General features: G+C 38.8%; 17 protein-coding genes. 6 read left to right on the top strand and 11 right to left on the bottom strand.

Translation table 11 applies throughout. The features are described 5' to 3' along the window. Nucleotides 1-29: 29 nt before the first annotated feature. The 10 genes from L659_RS0112005 to L659_RS0111960 form a co-directional block, all read right to left on the bottom strand. Entirely contained in the window at nucleotides 30-1217 is a 1188-nt protein-coding gene (locus tag L659_RS0112005) for a polysaccharide lyase family 7 protein (protein ID WP_024590694.1), read from the bottom strand. A gap of 898 nt (nucleotides 1218-2115) precedes the next feature. Next, entirely contained in the window at nucleotides 2116-2451 is a 336-nt protein-coding gene (gene rraB / locus L659_RS0112000) for a ribonuclease E inhibitor RraB (RefSeq protein ID WP_007585369.1), read from the bottom strand. After that, nucleotides 2451-3164, bottom strand: coding sequence for a 1-acylglycerol-3-phosphate O-acyltransferase (locus tag L659_RS0111995; RefSeq protein ID WP_024590693.1), 714 nt, complete (start codon nucleotides 3162-3164; stop codon nucleotides 2451-2453). The genes rraB and L659_RS0111995 overlap by 1 nt, the downstream gene beginning before the upstream one ends. A 162-nt stretch (nucleotides 3165-3326) precedes the next feature. Continuing rightward, nucleotides 3327-5621: a DNA topoisomerase IV subunit A gene (gene parC, locus L659_RS0111990; RefSeq protein WP_024590692.1), complete on the bottom strand. Its 2295-nt coding sequence runs from the start codon at nucleotides 5619-5621 to the stop codon at nucleotides 3327-3329. 10 nt (nucleotides 5622-5631) lie between these two features. After that, on the bottom strand, nucleotides 5632-6726 hold the full coding sequence (locus L659_RS0111985; RefSeq protein WP_024590691.1) for a PQQ-dependent sugar dehydrogenase: 1095 nt from the start codon (nucleotides 6724-6726) through the stop codon (nucleotides 5632-5634). 29 nt (nucleotides 6727-6755) lie between these two features. Next, nucleotides 6756-8645: a DNA topoisomerase IV subunit B gene (gene parE, locus L659_RS0111980; RefSeq protein WP_024590690.1), complete on the bottom strand. Its 1890-nt coding sequence runs from the start codon at nucleotides 8643-8645 to the stop codon at nucleotides 6756-6758. Nucleotides 8646-8753: 108 nt separating this feature from the next. Further along, a complete protein-coding gene (locus tag L659_RS0111975; protein WP_007585377.1) occupies nucleotides 8754-9314 on the bottom strand; it encodes a YqiA/YcfP family alpha/beta fold hydrolase in 561 nt (186 codons plus the stop codon). Beyond that, nucleotides 9299-10084 (bottom strand): metallophosphoesterase, encoded by a 786-nt coding sequence (locus L659_RS0111970; protein WP_024590689.1) that lies wholly within the window; start codon nucleotides 10082-10084, stop codon nucleotides 9299-9301. The genes L659_RS0111975 and L659_RS0111970 overlap by 16 nt, the downstream gene beginning before the upstream one ends. After that, nucleotides 10071-10529, bottom strand: coding sequence for a DUF1249 domain-containing protein (locus tag L659_RS0111965; protein ID WP_024590688.1), 459 nt, complete (start codon nucleotides 10527-10529; stop codon nucleotides 10071-10073). The genes L659_RS0111970 and L659_RS0111965 overlap by 14 nt, the downstream gene beginning before the upstream one ends. Nucleotides 10530-10555: 26 nt before the next feature. After that, the gene (locus L659_RS0111960; RefSeq protein ID WP_010553288.1) at nucleotides 10556-11182 is read right to left on the bottom strand and encodes an NUDIX domain-containing protein; all 627 of its coding nucleotides are present in this window, start codon (nucleotides 11180-11182) and stop codon (nucleotides 10556-10558) included. 151 nt (nucleotides 11183-11333) lie between these two features. Between L659_RS0111960 and tolC the strand changes: the two genes are divergently transcribed. The 3 genes from tolC (at nucleotide 11334) to L659_RS0111945 (ending at nucleotide 14342) form a co-directional block, all read left to right on the top strand. Then, nucleotides 11334-12689, top strand: coding sequence for an outer membrane channel protein TolC (tolC, locus tag L659_RS0111955; RefSeq protein WP_024590686.1), 1356 nt, complete (start codon nucleotides 11334-11336; stop codon nucleotides 12687-12689). Between the two features lie 109 nt (nucleotides 12690-12798). After that, nucleotides 12799-13728, top strand: coding sequence for an LpxL/LpxP family Kdo(2)-lipid IV(A) lauroyl/palmitoleoyl acyltransferase (gene lpxL, locus L659_RS0111950; RefSeq protein WP_024590685.1), 930 nt, complete (start codon nucleotides 12799-12801; stop codon nucleotides 13726-13728). Nucleotides 13729-13769: 41 nt separating this feature from the next. Continuing rightward, nucleotides 13770-14342 (top strand): toxin co-regulated pilus biosynthesis Q family protein, encoded by a 573-nt coding sequence (locus L659_RS0111945; RefSeq protein ID WP_024590684.1) that lies wholly within the window; start codon nucleotides 13770-13772, stop codon nucleotides 14340-14342. A gap of 77 nt (nucleotides 14343-14419) precedes the next feature. Here the strand turns inward: L659_RS0111945 and glnE are convergent, their stop codons facing one another. Next, entirely contained in the window at nucleotides 14420-17215 is a 2796-nt protein-coding gene (glnE, locus tag L659_RS0111940) for a bifunctional [glutamate--ammonia ligase]-adenylyl-L-tyrosine phosphorylase/[glutamate--ammonia-ligase] adenylyltransferase (RefSeq protein ID WP_024590683.1), read from the bottom strand. 77 nt (nucleotides 17216-17292) lie between these two features. Between glnE and L659_RS0111935 the strand changes: the two genes are divergently transcribed. The 3 genes from L659_RS0111935 (at nucleotide 17293) to rsmE (ending at nucleotide 19555) form a co-directional block, all read left to right on the top strand. Beyond that, nucleotides 17293-18186 carry a DUF350 domain-containing protein gene (locus L659_RS0111935; RefSeq protein ID WP_024590682.1) on the top strand — a complete coding sequence of 298 codons (894 nt, stop codon included), beginning with the start codon at nucleotides 17293-17295 and terminating at the stop codon, nucleotides 18184-18186. 64 nt (nucleotides 18187-18250) lie between these two features. Further along, nucleotides 18251-18751, top strand: coding sequence for a hypothetical protein (locus tag L659_RS0111930; protein WP_081709157.1), 501 nt, complete (start codon nucleotides 18251-18253; stop codon nucleotides 18749-18751). Between the two features lie 69 nt (nucleotides 18752-18820). Then, nucleotides 18821-19555, top strand: a complete 735-nt coding sequence (gene rsmE, locus L659_RS0111925) for a 16S rRNA (uracil(1498)-N(3))-methyltransferase (RefSeq protein ID WP_007585397.1) — start codon at nucleotides 18821-18823, stop codon at nucleotides 19553-19555. The last annotated feature ends 21 nt before the right edge of the window (nucleotides 19556-19576 follow it).

Genomic DNA, 19576 nt, shown 5'->3' with positions numbered 1-19576 from the left:
GCTTTCTAAACTACTGAATAACTAAATAATTAGTTAGTTTTACGCGTATAACTAACGTCAGTCATTGTTACTTTAGCTTTTGTAATTCCTAAATCTTTAAAGCACTCTTTAAATGAATCTGAGTTTCCTGACTCGCCACACTCATCTAGTGTATATGGGTCTTGTGATTGTAAATAATTACCAAACTTGAAGTAAGATTCTGAATCATCTTCTACCGGAATACCAAAGGTAGTACCTAGTGCAGTCACATCTACATCACCGTAATTATTAACTACTTTTAGATTGAATGAACCACCACTTCTGATAGTACCTAGTGCATGTTTTTCTTCTTTACCACTGGTGTTACGCAGGCGAACATAAACGTCAAAAATCCCGTTACCTGCTACGCTATCATCAAAACCTGATTCATCAGTATCTGAAACATATACTTTTGAAATCGTACCCGTATCGCTAGCGTGGTGCTGAGAAATAATCGTTTTACCACCATCTGACATTTCAACTTTTACAGTTGCCTCAAAAACCTCATAGGTTTCAGTCATTGCAACACGTGCACTTTCTTTTACTTTATATTCATGACGCCAGCCATTCCCGTTTGGAGTGATATGACGCGCTTCTAGAGGAACAAACTCTAAAGTGTCGCTATTTACTAATGGATGAGGATCGTTACCTTCAAGGTCAAAAATACTACCGTTGGTGATGTTGCTTGCTATACCTGAGCCACTACCAGTGTCGCCACCGCCAGTATCACCACCACCCGTGTCTCCACCGCCAGAAGAAGTTCCCTTAGTTAATGAAAAGTTGTCAAAGCGAACATCATTTGAGCTTTTGTCATGCTTAGCAAATACCTGCAATGAATTAGTACTAGCTGTGGTGAAAGTTTTAGATACTTTTGTCCACGAAGAAACGTTAAATTTCTCACTTTTAAACAAACCATTAAGATCGTTAATGCCGATTTGTCCCTTGCCAAGTACGTACGCACTTAACGTGTACTGAGTATTTCGATCTACATCTACATTCTGGTAAACACGCCCTGGGCTACCTTGAATTTTTAATGATTTAGAGCCTTTATACGAATCTGAAGATAGTGCTGCGGGCTCTGTTTCATTCCAGTTACTCCAACCATCTTCAAAACCAGAATTATCAATCGTGGCAGCATGCGCAAAAGAAGTACTCGCAGCAATTGCAGAACAAATAAGTAACTTTTTATATTTAACCATCATTTTTATTCCTTTAAATCTGTATAAATAACCTAACAGCTAACTTAGTACTAAATACCAAACTTAGCTTGAGCTTGCATCATGTAAACAGACTTTCAATTCAAAAAATTGGTAATATCAAAAATAAATTAAAATAACTCAAATTGGTATTACCAAAACATTGCCAAACCGGTAAGGCAAGGCTATATTTTTTGTATCCAATATGTCAACAAGTGAATTGTTACCATGAAATCAGCTAAACGTTCTAAAAATAATAATAAAATAAACATTAATCAATTAATAACAACAAGTTAAAAACAAACCAATTTAAAAAAACGAATGTTGTTATTTGTAAATTTCAGAAAATAGTAGTAATTAAAATAAAATGGTCTATTACCAATTTTTATTTATAGCTTAATGCTTTATGAATAAACCGAATTAAATTTTGATTAAATTGTAACTGAGAAAAACTGGTCATACCAATAAGGCACTAACACAGCTTGATTTGAAAATAGATTTAGTACGAATAATTAATTAAATGGAGCTTTAATCAACACATTTACTAGCATATTAAAGCCCTAAATATTTAGATTTATTAGTCTCTAGCTAGTCCATGTTGACCTTTGGTGGTTGAATTTGTAGCAGTATATTTATTTAATACCAATTCGTTTAATTAAGTGATCTATTTTAAGGCTGGAAAAACGTGTTGATAGCTAGGTAAAAAAATCGCTATTTAGTTGTTCTAAATGAGAATTTTTTAACGCAGGTAGCGACACGTTTAGCCCCGTAAAATGATTAAGTATTATTACGGATTGGTATAACCTCGAAAATAAACATGCCCTAGTTATAGGCATAAAAAAGCGAGTGCTTCTACAGCACTCGCTTTTAAACTAGTTAATCTAAACACTCGTTAATTACATTACTCTTGAAAGTAAGTACCCCAACCATCGTACTCAACTTCGCACTCAACGGCTAGTTGCGCTAGCTTATCAACGTCTTCCATAATAACGTCTACGTCTAGCTCAGCTTCAACTACAATGTCAAAGCTCCAAATTTTGTTACCGTCTTCAAGCTCAAGCTCTGCTGGTTCTTCAACATCGTAACCCAATTTAAAAGCAGCAAGTGCAGCTTGCTCTAACTTAGGAAAGTCTTCACACACAAAGTGGTGCTCTACTTCATAAAGTATTTCAGGGTCTGACCCATCTTCAAGTAGTGAACTTACGATGTCTTCACTTATTTCACGCCAGTTTTCCATTATTTTTCTCTCACTTGAGCATCTAATTCAGTTATTTTAGCAGCCATAATGCTATGCACGCTTTTAGCATGCTCACGCGCGCTAATTTCTTTATCAAGCGGTATAGGCGCTAACATTTCGATGTGAATTGTACCATTATCCCAACGATTTAGCTTAATGGTTTTATGTGTTGTATTCATACATACCGGAATTATGGGTACATCTGCGCTCATTGCGGTGTGAAATGCACCGGTTTTGAATGGTAGCAACCCTCTTCCGTAGCTTCGTGTACCTTCTGGAAACATCCATACAGATAAGCCATTATTTTTAATTTTTTCGGCTGCTTTTGAGATAGTTCCTGCCGCTTTGGAGCGATTCGATCTGTCTATTAATATATTACCCGACAACCAATAAAGCTGACCGAAAAATGGGATCCACTTTAAGCTCTTTTTACCCAAACTTACGCAGTTTTTTGGCACCATTGCTGGCACTGTAAATAAGTCGTAGCTATTTTGATGATTAGCAACATAAACTGCAGGACCTGGATCAACGGCATCTTTATGACGTGTTAAAACTAGCTTAACGCCAACCATTTTAGCCATTGAGCCAAACCAACCCGCTATAATATGTACATTATTAGGGTGAAATGGTCTTACAATCGAAAGTAATAAACCAAAAATACAACTGAATAATATAAACAGCAGCATAATAAAAACGCGTATAACAGCTAGCAAATGGGCTTCTCCAAAAATGAATTATAATTATTATAGCGTTATTTTGTGACACAAACGAGTCAATAGCGCACAAGTGTACGCTGAAATATTTAAGCTCTTTATTTTAAAACAAAAACGGCCTGCAAATGCAGACCGTTTTTATTTATACAAAAAAGTAATTGGCTACTCTTCGCTAATAACGTCTATTGGTTCATCATCTTGAGGGGTTAGCTCAACAACGGCTTCGTCAACACGCTGTAAGCCACGCGGTAGTTTATTACCCCTACGTCCTCGCTCACCATGATAATGCTCTAAATCACTTGGTTTAAGTGTTAGTTTACGCTTACCAGCATGAAGCGTAACACTGCTTCCTAGTGGTACAACAGCAAGCACTTTTACAAACTCTTCACGGGCTTGTACTTTAGCACCTGGTATAGAAATGATTTTATTACCTTTACCCTTACCTAATTTTGGTAAGTCTCGCAGCGGGAATAAAAGCATTCGACCTTCGTTAGAAATAGCCATACAGTAATCGCTAGCAACATCGTTCACTCTAATAGGAGAAAGTAATATTCCACCTTTAGGGACACTTACCAGCGCTTTACCGTTTTTATTTTTACTAACTAAGTCTTTAAAGTCGGTAATAAAGCCGTAACCTGCATCTGACGCCATAAGCAATACTTGCTCGTCTTCACTCATTACCACGTGCTCAAAATTAGCACCTGGTGTTAAGTTAAAGCGACCTGTCATTGGTTCGCCTTGGCTACGCGCCGAAGGTAGACTGTGCGCATCGGTTGCAAACGCCCGCCCCGCTGAATCTAAAAACACCGCAGGTTGATTACTCTTACCACGAGCAGAGGCTCTAAAGCCGTCCCCTGAGCGATAATTTAAGCCTTGTACATCTAAGTCATGACCTTTACCAACGCGTGCCCAGCCTTTGTCTGATAGCACAACAGTAACTGACTCTGATGGAATTAAATCTTTTTCGTTAAGTGCTTTCGCTTCTGAGCGCTCAATCACTGGCGAGCGACGATCGTCACCATACATTTCAGCGGCTTCTTGAATTTCTTTTTTAAGCAGTGTCGACATACGACGTTCTGAGCCCAAAATTTGCGCTAATTTATCACGCTCTTTAGCCAGTTCGTCTTGCTCACCACGAATTTTAAACTCTTCAAGTTTTGCTAAATGACGAAGTTTTAATTCTAAAATTGCTTCTGCTTGCGTATCAGTTAAATCAAAGCGCTTCATTAATACAGGCTTTGGTTTATCTTCGCTGCGAATGATTTCAATTACTTCATCAATATTTAAAAAGGCGGCTAGCAAACCCTCTAAAATATGTAGACGTGCTAATACTTTATCTAAACGATACTGCAAACGACGACGCACTGTTTCGCGTCTAAATATTAGCCACTCACTTAAAATACAGCGTAAGTCTTTAACTTGCGGGCGGCCATCTAGGCCTAGCATGTTTAAGTTTACTCGGTAATTTTTTTCAAGATCGGTGGTTGCAAATAAGTGCGCCATTAATGGCTCAGCTTTAATGCGGTTTGAGCGCGGAATAATTACAATGCGTGTTGGATTTTCGTGATCTGACTCGTCACGTAAATCGGCAATCATTGGTAATTTTTTAGCGTTCATTTGCGCTGCAATTTGCTCAAGTACTTTACCACCAGAACATTGATGCGGCAGCGCTGTAATAACAATATCACCATGCTCTTCGGTATAAACCGCACGCATTTTGATAGACCCACGACCGGTTTTATATATTTTGTGAATATCGGCTTTTGGGGTAATTATTTCAGCATCTGTTGGGTAATCTGGTGCATGTACAAGCTCAAGTAATTCTTCAAGCTCTGTTTTTGGTTTATCAAGTAATAAACAACATGCACTAGCCACTTCACGTACGTTATGTGGCGGAATATCGGTTGCCATACCTACGGCAATACCCGTTATACCATTTAGTAAAATATGCGGTAAACGAGAAGGCAGTACAACAGGTTCGTCCATTGTGCCATCAAAGTTTGGTGTCCAATCGACGGTGCCTTGGCCAAGCTCTTTAAGCAGTACTTCTGAAAACTTAGATAAACGCGCTTCGGTATAACGCATTGCTGCAAACGATTTAGGGTCATCTGCCGCGCCCCAGTTTCCTTGTCCATCCACCAAAGGGTAGCGGTAAGAAAACGGCTGCGCCATTAATACCATCGCTTCGTAACATGCACTGTCGCCGTGTGGATGGTACTTACCAAGCACGTCACCCACTGTACGGGCTGATTTTTTGTACTTAGCGTTAGCCGACAAACCCAGTTCGCTCATCGCATAAATAATACGACGCTGTACTGGTTTTAAACCATCACCTACATGCGGTAAGGCGCGGTCCATGATCACGTACATGGAATAATTTAAATAGGCGTCTTCGGTAAAACGCCCCATTGTTTGTTGCTCAATTCCTTGCATTAGCAAGGTATCTGTATCACTCATTAAAGCTTACCTAGTTTTTCTTATAGCTTACACGGTAGATTACATTGGCGTAATCATCGCTTACTAACAGACTGCCGTCACCTAATTCTGCAAATGCAACAGGGCGTCCAAATGTTGTTTCGTCTTTCATAAAGCCAGTAATAAATGGCGTATATTTAGTTACGCGACCTACTTCAATTGTTGCTAGCCCTACTTTATAACCTGACTTTTTAGAACGGTTCCATGAGCCATGTTCAGCAACAAATAATTGTTGCTTATAGCTTGCTGGAAATTGCTTACCGTTATAAAAATGAATACCTAATGGCGCTACATGCGCTGGAAGTGCAAGAGCTGGCGACGTGTAATCGGCAATATTTTTACCTTCACCAAACTCAGGGTCAATAATTGCACCGGCATGAACATACGGAAAACCAAAATGCTCACCCTCTTGCGTTGCACGGTTTAACTCATCAGGCGGAATATCATCGCCCATCATGTCGCGACCGTTATCACTAAACCATAAAGCTTGAGTAGCTGGATGAAAATCAAAACCGACGGTGTTTCTAACGCCCTTGGCTATTGTTTTTATTTGTTTTGTTTCTACATTAAGCGCAAAAATACGACCAAAACGTTCATCTTCAGCACAAATATTACACGGTACACCCACCGGAATGATTAGCTCGCCCGTTGGTGCAAAACGTAAAAATTTCCAACCATGATGACGCTCGCTCGGTAATGCGTTATAAACCACATCAAATTTTGGATCTTTTAATTGGGTATCAATATTTTTAAAGCGAATAATACGATGTACTTCGCCTACGTATAAATCGCCATCTTTAATTGCTATGCCAGAGGGCATGTTTAGGCCTTTAGCCACAACAATTTTTTTATCTGCTACGCCATCGCTATTATGATCAATAAGCGCATATACGTTGCCCGCTTTACGAGAGCCAACATACACAATACCTTTTTTGGAAACAGCTATTTGACGTGCATTTTCTACATCATTTGCAAATAAGCTTATTTCAAATCCCGGTGCTACGGTGAGCTTATCGAGTATATTTTTCGCCATTACAGGAGCGGTAGTCAGCCCAAGTAACAGCAAACTTCCTAGTAGTTTTTTCATTCGCCTCTCCTAGTGTTAAGCACAGGTAATTAAACGAGTGCCTTGTTACCATGATCTTCTAACCATTGACGACGATCAGGCGATCGTTTCTTAGCAAGCAGCATATCCATCATTTCCATGGTTTCTACTTCTTCATCAAGCGTAAGCTGCACTAAACGTCGTGTATTTGGATCCATCGTGGTTTCACGCAGTTGTAACGGGTTCATTTCACCCAGACCTTTGAATCGTTGTACGTTTACTTTTCCGCGTTTTTTCTCGGCTTCTATGCGCGCCAAAATAGCGGTTTTTTCTTGCTCATCAAGTGCGTAATAAACTTCTTTACCAATATCGATTCTAAATAATGGCGGCATTGCTACATACACATGCCCTGTTTTTACTAACTCTGGGAAATGGCGAACAAACAGTGCACATAATAGTGTTGCGATGTGTAGTCCATCCGAGTCAGCATCGGCCAATATACAAATTTTATTGTAGCGTAATGCCGACATATCGGTTGATTCTGGATCAATACCCAGCGCCACTGAAATATCGTGTACTTCTTGTGATGCTAGTATTTGGCCTGACTCAACTTCCCAGGTATTCAAAATTTTACCACGTAGCGGCATGATAGCCTGAAATTCACGGTCTCTTGCTTGTTTAGCAGAGCCACCAGCAGAATCACCTTCCACTAAAAACAATTCGGTACGGTCGTTATCGGCCGCGCTACAATCGGTAAGTTTACCCGGTAAAGCAGGACCTGCAGTAACACGTTTACGCACTACTTTTTTAGCTGCACGCAAGCGAGTTTGTGCATTTGAAATACATAACTCAGCTAATAACTCTGCGGTATCTGTATGTTCATTTAACCATAAACTAAACGAGTCTTTTACAACCCCCGATACAAACGCAGAACACGAGCGTGATGATAGTTTTTCTTTTGTTTGCCCTGCAAATTGTGGATCTTGCATTTTAACCGACAACACGTAACTACAACGATCCCAAATGTCATCAGGAGTTAATTTCACACCACGCGGTAGTAAGTTTCTAAACTCACAAAATTCACGCATTGCTTCAAGCAAGCCTTGGCGTAAACCATTTACATGCGTACCACCTTGCGCGGTAGGAATAAGGTTTACGTAGCTTTCGGCTATTGATTCACCACCTTCTGGTAGCCATACAACAGCCCAGTCAGCGCCTTCAATTGAACTTTTAAATTCGCCAACAAACGGGTCTTGCGGTAATGTTTCAAAACCTTTAATTGCTTCAACTAAATAATCTTTTAAGCCTGTTTCGTAAAACCATTCTTGGGTTTCTTTTGTTTGCTTATTAACAAACTTAATTCGCAGCCCGGGACACAAAACGGCTTTGGCTTTTAATAAATGATTAAGTTTAGTAATTGAATAATTTGGTGAATCAAAGTAGCTAACATCAGCCCAAAAACGAACCGTAGTACCGGTGTTACGCTTACCCACTGTACCAATTACGTTTAAGTCTTCTACTTTATCGCCGCTTTCAAATGCCATTCTGTATTGTTGAGCGTCGCGTCTTACTGTTACTTCTACACGCGTAGATAACGCATTTACTACCGAAATACCTACGCCGTGTAAACCACCCGAAAATTGATAGTTTTTATTAGAAAACTTACCACCGGCGTGTAATTTAGTGAAGATCAATTCAACCCCAGGGATACCTTCTTCTGGGTGAATATCAATAGGCATACCACGCCCGTCATCACTTACTTCAAGCGAATTGTCTTCGTGGAGTATTACGTCGATACGAGTAGCATGACCCGCCATAGCTTCATCGACACTGTTATCGATAACCTCTTGGCCTAAATGATTGGGACGTGTTGTATCTGTGTACATCCCTGGGCGTCGTTTTACCGGATCTAATCCATTAAGTACTTCAATGGCTTCGGCGTTATAATTTTGATCACTCATAGTTTTTGTCTTTATATCCGCTAAGGCTCTAATACGTTTTACTAGTTTTATTGTTATATGCGCTAAAGCGTTAATATAGTAACTAACCTCAGTTCAGGCTAACTAGTTTTACGTGATTTTAAGAAAATCTACAATACTTGCAAAGGTGCGTTCAAATTCAACGTAGCTATGATCGCCACCAAATTCTATCAATTGCTTGCATTGCGAATAATATTTTACTGCGTGTTGAAAGTTCAACACTTCATCGCCTGTTTGCTGTAATAAGTACAGTAACTCAGGGTATGCTAATTTATCTACAGCGAGTAATTTAAGTGCCTCAATATGACTGTTATTTAAATCGTAATGATAATCTTGATACGGATTATAATTAGGTCCAAGTAACGACTGTAATAAATTATAGGGTGCGACCGCGGGATTAATAACCACTGCAGGAATTTGATAACGCTGCGATAAATACGTGGCAAAAAAACCACCTAACGAGCTACCTAATAAAACGGTATTTGGCGTTAGTAATTGTTCAAGCTCAATTATAGCTTGTAGGGGCTCGTGGTTTAAGTTCGGTACACAATAATCAACGTCATAGTTTGCCATAAGCTCACCAAAGCGCACAGCTTTATATGATTTTTGTGAACTATTAAAGCCATGAATATAAATTACGCGTTTAGCCATACTACTTCCGTTTTTACTTCTACTTTATCTTTTTTACTCTTTATATTTAGCGTTCTGTAAGCTGGTCCCGCATTTTTTTGCTCCCACTGTGAAGTGTGCTTTACAAACTGTATTGAGCTGGCTGGGGTCGCATATATGGGCAGCCCTCTAAAACTTTGTTCGTAATCATTGTGCACATGCCCATGAAAAAGCGCAGATACATTATTACTATTAACTAAGATATTTAAAAGCTGTGGGCCATTTTCTAATAAGTGTTTATCAAGGTAGCCGTTTATTGGCAGCGGATTATGATGACAAAATATAACTTTACTATTATTCGAGTTGACTAAAGCGTCCGTTACTTCATCTAAATGCGTGCCAGTAACCCATCCTGCGGGCGTGGGCCCTTTAGAATTAATAAGAAGTAGCTCAATCCCATTAGCAATAATATGTTTAGCCGAATTTATTTGCCCACCACTTATGCGATTAAGCATTGCTAGTTCATCATGATTACCTGGCACCCAAAATACAGGGCAAGTAATGTCACTGGCATTTATAAGTTCACTAAATAATAAGTACGATTCAAAACTATGATCTTGTGTTAAATCGCCACCAAAAATAATGCAGTCTATTGATTGCTTAGCTATGTGTGCCAAGGCTTGTTCAAAATGATCTGCGGTATTTACAGTAAAGTACTCACCGCTTTTGTCTGCAAATAAATGGCTGTCAGTAATATGAGCAATTTTTAAAGATGATTTATCAAATGTATATGTATCATCAAACCAAGCCATTATTTACATCCCAATTTAACGTCGCTTGTCCGTGCTCTACACAGGCCACTAACCAATCGTATAAAAAAGCATTCAGTTGATACTTTTCATCTTTTTGATGCATTTTAGGGTTAGGGTATCCATAAGATGGTTTTATGCGTTGATGGTAATCGTGATGAACAATTTCAGCCACTTTGGCATCGTGATACATGCGTACCGTTAAATACAGTGGCGTAATCCCTTTAACCATTCCTGTTAGCTGCTTAATTGAAATATCCATGGTGTATTTTGCGCTGCCATCAATTTTTGTAGCAAACTCACTGTTGCCAAATTTAACTTCACGAATGCTTCCTATATTGCGCTCGCTCGGTAACAACTTTAATAGTCGCACATAGTTATGCTCACAAAGTGTTAAATACTTTGGGAGGCTCTGAATATATCGCTTTGTTGCTAATTGTGCTGTCAAAGTACCACCATAATATTAGTAAGAGTTTATGCCCATTTGCTTGCCATTTTTTCACGATTAAGCGCAAGCCACTGCATACAAATAACCGTTGCCGCATTATCCATTTCACCGTTATTGAGGCGCATTAGCGCATCATCAACTGATAGAATGTGAGTTTTTATATCCTCCCCTTCAGTTTCAAGACCATATACACCTGATTTCACTTGGCTTAAGTCAGTACGCGCTAAATACAAATGCAAGCGCTCAGTTGTACCACCAGGGCTTGATAGGTATGAAAGCATAAATTCAAGTTCAGTTAATTCAAGCCCAGCTTCTTCATACGCTTCTTTTTTTACAACTGATTCGTAATCCGTACTGCCGTCTGTCATTCCGGCTATACACTCTAGCAGCCAAGGCGAATGCTTGCTTTTAATAGCGCCAATACGTATTTGCTCAATTAAAAGAACAGTATCTGATATTGGATCGTAAGGGAGTACTGCAATTGCATCGCCACGTTCTAATATTTCTCGACTAATTACTTTAGATTTTCCACCCGCAAAAAGAGCATGTTCAAACTGGTATAAATCAACCTGAAAAAAACCTTTATAAAGGTTTTTTATTGGCTTTAAATTCACATCTTTATGTGTAAATTGAACGAGCTTTTTATCAACCACGTACATACCTCCTACTTATCTAAAGCTTTAAAATGCGTTAATATATTCTGTTACACTTGAACATACTGTTTTACTAATTATTTTTTTTGTTATGCAGTAAAACAGGTTAACATGCTTTTAGTACAAAAATTGTCTAAGGACCGAACCCCACATGAAAAAGAACATTCTTGCGGCGCTAGTTAGTTTATCATGCGCATTAGGTGCAACAGCAGTGAAAGCTGAAGATTTACTACAAGTTTTTGAAATAGCGACAGCTAACGATCCTACTGTTTTAAAAGCAAAAGCCCAAGCCGATGCGCAGTCTTACCAAAGCGATTTGGCGATGAGTGCACTATTACCTCAAATTGGTTTAACTATGGGTTATACAAAAAGCGATGCAACGTCGTACCAAAGCGTTGGCGACTTATCTAACCAAGTAAAAGTTGAAAGTGATACAGACCAATTCTCTCGCGGTGTAAGCTTAAGCCAAACATTATTTGATTTAGGTGCCTGGAATACGTTAGATATTGCCGACAAGCAAGCGCTTCAAGCAAGCGGCCTATACGATGCAGCTAAACAAAACTTAATTGTACGCGTTGCTGAAGGTTATTTTAACGTATTAAGTGCAAGCGATAACCTTGAATTTGTTGAAGCTGAAAAACGTGCAATTGAACGTCAACTTGAGCAAACAAAACAACGTTATGCGGTAGGCTTAACAGCAATTACAGACGTACACGAAGCGCAAGCTCAGTTTGATAACTCTGTAGCTCAAGAAATTATTGCAGGTAATGCTGTAGAAACAGCACGTGAGCAACTTCGTGAGATTACAGGTAAATATCACGAAAAATTAGACTTTTTAAATACAGATACTTTCTCAACAACTAAACCAACTAAGCGCTCAAGCGACTTTGTTAAAGTAGCTGAAGATAAAAATATAAACCTACAAGTGTCTAAAGTAACGGTTGATATTGCAAAAGATCAAATTGAATTAGCAAAAGCGGGTCATTATCCAAAGCTAACCCTTAGTGCTAGTTATGGCGATTCTCTTACAGACAATCAAATAAATGGCGCTAACTTTGATGATCAGCCACGTTCAGACTCAAGCTCTGTAGGGCTTAACTTTAGCGTACCTTTATATTCAGGTGGTGCAACAGTTGCTGCAACAAATCAGGCCCGTGCGTTTTACGTAGGTGCGAGCCAAGACTATGAAACAAATTACCGCGCAGTAACTCGCACAGTGATTACATCTTATAACCAAGTTGTTTCAGACATTGCTACTTACAAAGCGCTAGAGCAAGCCGTTGTTTCAGCTCAAAGTGCCCTTAAAGCAACTGAAGCTGGTTTTGAAGTAGGTACTCGTACCATTGTTGACGTACTAGTAAGTACGCAAAACTTATACGATGCAAAGCGTAACCTTGCTGATGTACGTTACCGTTATGTGTTATCTACCCTTCGCTTAAAACAAGCTGCGGGTACACTAACAAGTGCAGATTTAGTGGCTATAAACCAAGGTTTAAAAGCCGCTTAAATCGCATAATTCATGTAGTTAAAAACATTGGAAGCCAGCTAAATGCTGGCTTTTTGTATTTTACAGCGCTTAGCGTTAAACTATCGTTTTTATTCTCAGAGATATTTTTGTGGTCACCTCATCTCCTTTTAAAGCATCTTTTTTGGGCCCTCGATACTGGTTAACGTGGATTGGCGTTCTATTTTTATATTTAATTTCTTGGTTACCGCAAAAACTACAATTGGCAATGGGTAAACAGCTTGGTCGCTTAGTTCATAAATTTATGAAACGCCGTCGCCATATTGCAGAAGTTAACATTAAATTATGTTTTCCTGATATGAGCGCAGCAGATCAAAAAGACCTTGTGCTCAAAAATATGGAAAACACCGGTATTGCAATGGTTGAGACTGGCATGGCCTGGTGGTGGCCGCAGTGGCGAGCACAAAAAGCATTAGGGTCTTTTAAAGGGCTTGAGCACTTTGAACGCGTGCAAGCGTCTGGTAAAGGTGTTTTATTACTTGTCCCCCATATTCTGCATCTTGAAATGGCTAGCCGTATTATGGGCTTAGAGTGTCAAGGTGTTGGCTTTTATCGCCCTCATAACAATCCATTAATGGAATACTTTACGACTAATGGGCGCCTTCGCTCTAACGAATATTTAATCGGTCGAAAAGATGTAAAAGGTTTACTAAAAGCATTAAAAAATAAAAAGGTATGTTATTACTTACCCGATCAAGATTACGGTCGTAACCGCTGTGAATTTGTCCCATTTTACGCAGTACCTGACGCTGCAACTACAACGGGTACTCTTATGTTTGCAGGCAGTAAAAACTGCGAAACAATGAGTTTAATAACTCGCCGTGATGAAAATGGTAAATATCACTTAGAAATACTGCCAGAGCTTGAAAACTTCCCCAGTGGTGATAATAAGGCTGATGTAACACGTGTAAATCAACGCATGGAACAATCTGTTAATGCTGCACCCGAACAATATATGTGGCTACACCGTCGTTTTAAAACTCGACCTGATAAAAATACCCCTTCTTTTTATAAAAAGTAATGGTATAACAATAATAGGAACAAATAAGGTGGGGAATAATCATGTGGTTTTGGATTAGACATTTATCATTTGCAGCTGTACTAATAGCACTCGCCGTATATTTTTTGTTGAGTGATGGTTCTTTATTTGATATTAAAAAATCTAAAAATGCAGCTGCCGAAGGATTATCACGTTTTTACTCCTCTATTCGTAACCAAGTAAAAAGTAATAAAGAACGAGATCAATTTGTTTTAAAACTTAAAACACCAGAACAAACCTTGGATAGAGTATTGGCTGAACGTGCGCGAACAGTAGATCCAATGCCTACAAATTGGACTGGAGAAGTTGAGCCTAGACGCTTTGAAAATGGCACAACCCTTAAAGATGTACTTAATCAATATGCTAAAAATGAGGGGATTGAGCTTTACTGGTACTTAAGTAAAGATTACGTAGTTAAAGATCATTTTAGAGTAGACAGCAACTTTACTTCAGCACTTTATCAAATTGGTCGTGCTATAAATGACGACTTTGAGCATGAGGTTTACACTTACTTTTGCCACAAACAAAGAGCAGCGGTTATTACCGAGTTACCATCAGAATTTGTGCGAACAAACTGTTTAAAGCTAAAGGTTTAAGGGTTTACGCGCACAAAAAACCCAAGCAAGCGCTTGGGTTTTACAATTCAATTCAATTCAATTCAATTCAATTCAATTCAATTCAATTCAAAAATACTATTCCAAATATTCGTTACGTTAGTAATATCTTGTAAAAAAGCTTCTCGCGAGATCAATTTGCCTTTTTGATCCAAGCTCAACACGTGATAACACGAGCGATAATCAATATACGCTTTGATCAACTGCTGTTTTTGCTCTTTAGTAATACAGCCTATATTTGCTGCATCCGTTAATATTCTTACGTTATCTGAATAAACGGTAAGCTGCTCAAATTCATTAGCGTGTTTAAGTACTAAATATTGCGTAATAAACTCAATATCAGCCATACCACCAACATCTTGTTTTAAGTCAAATTGCTCAGTATTTCCCTTCGCTAGATGGTCGCGCATTTTTTCGCGCATTTTTATTACATCGGCTTTTAACACGGTATCATCTCGCTGCTGGCAAAGTATATTTTTACGAATTTGTGAAAAACGATCTATCAGATCGTTTTGACCTAAAATTAACCGAGCCCGCACAAGTGCTTGATGTTCCCACGTCCATGCTTGAGTTTGCTGATAGTGATTAAAACTCTCTAGATTGATAGCAAGTAAACCTGATGCACCTTCAGGGCGTAATCGAGTATCAAGCTCATACAAAATACCCGATGCAGTACGAGTATTAAATAAATGCATTAAGCGCTGAGCGAGTTTTAAATAAAACTGGCGAGAATCTATCGGTTTTTCACCATTGGTTTGGCTTGAGCCATCATGATTATGCACAAACACCAAATCTAAATCTGAGTCGTACCCTACTTCTAAGCCGCCTGTTTTACCATATGCAATAACAGCAAAGCCTTTGTTTTCATCATCAGTGCCAGGGGGCATACCAAAACGCTTAACGGTGTTATGCCATGCAATATTAACAGCTTGATCAACAATCGCTTCGGCCAGTACGGTTAAGTGATCGCTTACTTTCATTACATCAAGAACACCGGTTGCATCAGCAGCAGCAATTCGTAATTGATGCGTTTGCTTAAATTGCCTAAGCGACTCCATTTGCAGTTCTAAATCGTCATGCTCTATTCGTAAAAAATACTGCCTTATTTCATCTTTATAAGCGGTTAACGGTGTCGGTTTATAAAGAACAGCCGGGTCTATTAGCTCATCCAGCAATATAGGGTAGCGAGAAATATGCTCGCCTATCCATTTGCTATGACAACACAGTAAAACAAGTTGCTTTAATGCACCTTGGTTTTCGTACAGCAATTCTAAATAAGCAGTACGTGAAATTATCTTATTAAAAATTTGGCAAACCATTGTAAAAGCAGCTGCGCTGGCATTAAAGTCATTTAACTGACTCAATAAAACAGGCATTAATTTATCAAGGGTTTCACGCCCTCGGTTACCTATGTTTACCTTAGACAGTCTTAATTTAAAATCGCTAAGGGGTGTTTGCCATTCATCTCTAGCCTCTTTTAAAAAGCTCACATCACCATGATCCCAAGCACTAATAAATGCGCCTTCACAGGTATCTAGTGGCGCGGTTTCTTCACCAATAACGAGAGCAAACTCACCGTTAACTTGCTTCATTACCTTTTCAATAGTGCTTAAAGTGGCAGAAAAATCAGCTTGTTCTAATAATAAATTTAAGCGCTGCTGATTCAATTCATCATCGGGGAGTGTTTGCGTTTGCTGATCGTCAAATATTTGTAAGTACTGCTCAACTTTTCGCAAATAAAGGTAATTGCGTTTAAGCTCGCTTGCTTCTTGCTCATCTATAACTTGGATGAGGGCCAACTCATTTAATGCTTTAAGTAATGATTGAGTTTGTAGGTTAGCCTCTCGCCCACCTCGTACCATTTGCAGGGCTTGCACTATAAATTCAACTTCACGAATGCCACCAGCACCTAGTTTTATATTATTAGTTAAGCGTTTACGGCGAACCTCTTGTGCAATCATTAACTTCATTTTACGCAAAGATTCAATTACCGAAAAATCAATATACCGGCGATAAACAAACGGCTTTAAAAGCTTAATAAATTCATCCCAATATTTATTAGGTGTGCCAATTAGGCGCCCTTTTAACATTGCGTAGCGTTCCCAGTCGCGACCTTGTTCTTGGTAGTAATCTTCAATGGCATTAAAGCTCATAACCAAAGGGCCACTTTCGCCAAACGGGCGTAGGCGCATATCAACCCTAAATACCTGCCCGTCACCGGTGGCTTGGTTAAGTGATGCAATGAGCTTTTGTGCAACTTTGGTATAAAATACTTGGGCCTCAAGGCTTCTGCGGCCACCTTGGGTTTTTGTACTGCGCGGATATGCAAAAATGAGATCAATATCAGAGGAGTAATTTAGCTCTTGTCCGCCGAGCTTCCCCATCCCTAAAACCATTAATGGCATTGCTTGGTTTTGCTCATCAAGCGGCTCACCATTTACTTTTGCCACCTGTGCATGCGCCCATTGGTTAGCACTATTTATTAGCATGTCAGCCAATTGGCTTATGTAATTAATACTATCGGCAATGGGGTTATTACAGCATAAATCTAAAAAGGCGACTTTAAGCCAGTACTTTTCACGATATTGGCGAAGTACTTTATGGCACTGCACTTCATCAATGTCAGCTAAGTTGAGGTTTTTAAAAGGAGAATCTATTACTCTATTTTGTATTTCGTCTTTGCATAATAGCCAAGTATTTAAATCAGGTTGTGATTCTAAACTGCGCCAAGCAAAGTCGCTTAATGCTAATAACCTTACAACTTCACTTTGTTTACTTTGCTGCGGGTATAACTTTTCAAAGCGCATCAAGCCAAGTTTTTGTAATTGAATAGGAAGTTGCTTTACGTTACTCATCAATCCTCTCTTTTATATCATCAATAACCGTACTAGAATGATTAAAACCTAGAAAGGTTAACTTAATTAGGATCACCATGTCATATTTGTCTTTATCTAACACTAGTTTTATTGCGATTGCCATTAGTTTTGCGGTTATTTGCATAACTATTTTTTGTTTACGAGTTGTCACTCAAATTAAAGCAAAACAAGCGCTTAAAGATGAGCTAGCACAACACGACAACTTTGCCATGGGTATTAGTTTTGCATCTGAAATATCAGTTGTTATAGCCACTATGGCTTTCTTATTTGACGAAATAAGCATAAGTACCGCACAGTCAAACCCGTTAAAAGTGTTAATTATTATTATTCTTTTATTCACTTTTATAAAAGTGGGTCATTTAATTCACAGAAAATGGATACTCCACAGGTTTAACGAAGAAGCTGCCATACTAAAACAAAATGTATGTGCTGCATTGGTAGATTCAGGAATGTTAATCGCTAACTGTATTATTGCACTTGGCTTATACACGTGGACGCACACTCAAGGGTTTAGCAACTTACTTATTGCTTGTGTTAGCTTTTTTACGCTTCAGGGAATGTTTGCATTGGATAGTAAAATACGAGAACACCGTTTTGCAAAAGCAAATCAAGGAGCTTCGCTACAAAGTAACTTTAACCTAGAGAATACGTCTATTGGTATAAGGTATGCTGGCAAATCAATAGGTTTATCATTGGCTGTGTATGCTGGTTTATCTAGCGCAGCATTTCAAAACGGTAAAATGGTAGAAAACATATTTACACTCGTTATGCATTGCGGTGTAATGTGGATATTACTCTACAGCTTAACGTATGTGATAAAAATTATCTCTTTACCAAATATTGATACGGCTCTTGAAATAGACCATCAAGACAATATTGGGGTAGCGTGTATAGAGTTTGCTGTTTTTTGTGCTATTGGCTATTTACTTATTAGCATGTTTTCTCTTTAGACCTTTTTACTAAAAATACAGTCATTAAAACGTCTGCATTTAAGTAATAATGGTAATTACTTAAATGCAACAAGGTCCTACCTCTATGCCACTTGAAATAACGAACTACTTGTTAATTGACATAGACAACGAATTTAGCCGCGCATTTGCTGAGTATTACGTAAATAATAATGGCAAAACAAAAGCGAGTACGCTTATTGCTGCAGGCAGTAATACACGCCAGTTAGTAAAAATGATGTTTGACGAACTAATTAAAGACTATAGTTATTGCGACCTTGAAAACGAAATAAGCGTTTCTGAATTAATTAACTATCTAAAAGAGCATCACGATTTACACGGAGTCCTTTTTAATAGTACCGATTACTTACTCGCAAGCGATAAACAACGCTTTATTTATAACTCGTTACATGAACAGCGCTTTTTAATAAGCTTTGATGATACAGGCTATACACTAAGCCTAGTTACTGACGAGACGTTAACGGAACCTTCGCAAAATCACCACGATATAGCGCACACACCACAAGATTTAATAGACCTTGCAGAGCAACTTAATAAAAATAAATAATTGCGCACAGCTCCCAGCTTACTTACCATAGCAGTATATATTTTTACGCTAAGTAGTAAGTGACGCCCTATGCGAGTTCCTCATATTTATCAAACATCGAGTATTGCCCTAAACACCCCTGTAACTTTAGATGACGATGCTGCAGGGCATATTGGCAGAGTGCTGCGCATGAAAGTAGGCGAGCATGTATCTATTTTTAATGGCGAAGGCGGCGAATACCTTAGTGAAATAATTGAGGTAACAAAAAAAACAGTCGTCGTAATGCCATTAGAGCTTAATCCCCATGATGTAGAATCCCCACTTAAAATTCATTTAGGCCAGTGTGTATCCCGTGGTGATAAAATGGATTTTACAATTCAAAAGTCAGTTGAACTGGGAATTACCGAAATTACCCCTATTTTTAGTCAACGCTGTGGCGTGAAACTAATGGGCGATCGTCTTGAGAAAAAACACCAACAATGGCAAAAAATTGCAATAGCAGCGGCAGAGCAATCTGGGCGTAATTTTGTGCCAATTATTCATCCCCCTGTAGATTTAAAACAATGGCTTGCACAACAAACCAATGCAATTAAGCTCACTCTTCACCCTCGTGCTGAGCACAGCATTAAAACCATTACGGTACCTAAAGATGGCGTACGCTTTTTAGTCGGCCCAGAAGGCGGCTTTACCGACGATGAAATGGCACTAACTAAACAACTAGAATTTGTGGATATTCGCTTAGGCCCGCGCGTTTTACGAACGGAAACAGCCGCTTTAACGGTCTTAAGTGCATTACAACTTCAATTTGGCGATTTAGCTAATTGAAATAACTAAAAGCACCCTCAT

This window comes from Pseudoalteromonas sp. S8-8 (genome assembly GCF_000497875.1).
Classification (GTDB): domain Bacteria; phylum Pseudomonadota; class Gammaproteobacteria; order Enterobacterales; family Alteromonadaceae; genus Pseudoalteromonas; species Pseudoalteromonas arctica.
Note: the sequence above shows the minus strand (reverse complement) of the source record. Positions and strands in the feature narration are given on the sequence as shown.

Bases quoted from the DNA above. Each gene is read 5' to 3' on its own strand.
- L659_RS0112005 (WP_024590694.1), bottom strand. From the start codon at position 1,217: ATGGTTAAATATAAAAAGTTACTTATTTGTTCTGCAATTGCTGCGAGT.
- rraB (WP_007585369.1), bottom strand. From the start codon at position 2,451: ATGGAAAACTGGCGTGAAATAAGTGAAGACATCGTAAGTTCACTACTT.
- parC (WP_024590692.1), bottom strand. From the start codon at position 5,621: ATGAGTGATACAGATACCTTGCTAATGCAAGGAATTGAGCAACAAACA.
- L659_RS0111985 (WP_024590691.1), bottom strand. From the start codon at position 6,726: ATGAAAAAACTACTAGGAAGTTTGCTGTTACTTGGGCTGACTACCGCT.
- parE (WP_024590690.1), bottom strand. From the start codon at position 8,645: ATGAGTGATCAAAATTATAACGCCGAAGCCATTGAAGTACTTAATGGA.
- L659_RS0111975 (WP_007585377.1), bottom strand. From the start codon at position 9,314: ATGGCTAAACGCGTAATTTATATTCATGGCTTTAATAGTTCACAAAAA.
- L659_RS0111970 (WP_024590689.1), bottom strand. From the start codon at position 10,084: ATGGCTTGGTTTGATGATACATATACATTTGATAAATCATCTTTAAAA.
- tolC (WP_024590686.1), top strand. From the start codon at position 11,334: ATGAAAAAGAACATTCTTGCGGCGCTAGTTAGTTTATCATGCGCATTA.
- L659_RS0111945 (WP_024590684.1), top strand. From the start codon at position 13,770: ATGTGGTTTTGGATTAGACATTTATCATTTGCAGCTGTACTAATAGCA.
- glnE (WP_024590683.1), bottom strand. From the start codon at position 17,215: ATGAGTAACGTAAAGCAACTTCCTATTCAATTACAAAAACTTGGCTTG.
- L659_RS0111935 (WP_024590682.1), top strand. From the start codon at position 17,293: ATGTCATATTTGTCTTTATCTAACACTAGTTTTATTGCGATTGCCATT.
- L659_RS0111930 (WP_081709157.1), top strand. From the start codon at position 18,251: ATGCAACAAGGTCCTACCTCTATGCCACTTGAAATAACGAACTACTTG.
- rsmE (WP_007585397.1), top strand. From the start codon at position 18,821: ATGCGAGTTCCTCATATTTATCAAACATCGAGTATTGCCCTAAACACC.